General features: G+C 67.9%; 1 pseudogene. It reads left to right on the top strand.

Going from position 1 to position 641, the window contains the following annotated elements:
* Positions 1–95 precede the first annotated feature (95 nt).
* Positions 96–530: pseudogene (locus ADK54_RS15295) on the top strand (transposase); the annotation flags it as partial.
* Between the last annotated feature and the right edge of the window lie 111 nt (positions 531–641).

The raw sequence follows: 641 nt of genomic DNA, 5'->3' as shown, positions 1-641 counted from the left end.
ACACCTATACCCGGATCGGCCGCCCGCACATGGGAACAGCTACACGCCCGAGTGACTCCCACCCAAACCCGTCGCTGACAGCTATTCACGTACAAGCCCTGGGCAAACGGGCCAACTGCCAGGTCGCTGTCAGCGTGCATGCGGCCACGGACACCGCCTCCTGTCCGTTGGAATGGGAGCTGTTCCTGCCCGAACAATGGGCGCACGAGGTCCAGCGGCGCACGGCCGCGGGAGTGCCCGATGCGGTGGGACATGTGACCAAACCGTCGCTGGCCCTGGGGCTGCTGGACCGGCTGGCCGACTGGCTTGCGCCGGTGCCGGTGATCGTGGCCGACTGCGGGTACGGCCGCAGCGTCGGCTTTCGTCTGGCCCTGGAACAACGCGGCTGGTCCTACGTGGTGGCCGTGGAGCCCAAGGAGGTCGCCCGGTCGGCCGGTGCCGAGCCGTTCCAGCCGCCCTGCAACGGGCTGGGACCACCCACGTTGCCCCGCTACCGTGAGCCGCCCCGTCCCTTGCCCAGCCTGATCGATCCGGACACCCGCTAGGACTCCGTTAGGTCTTCCCGTGGGGCCTGTTCCGGAGGCATGTTGGGCATGTGGACGCACATGAAGTGATGCGTGTTCGGGCGAAGTTGGCGCTGT

It is taken from the genome of Streptomyces sp. WM6378, assembly GCF_001279695.1.
Taxonomy (GTDB): Bacteria; Actinomycetota; Actinomycetes; order Streptomycetales; family Streptomycetaceae; genus Streptomyces.
Note: the sequence above shows the minus strand (reverse complement) of the source record. Positions and strands in the feature narration are given on the sequence as shown.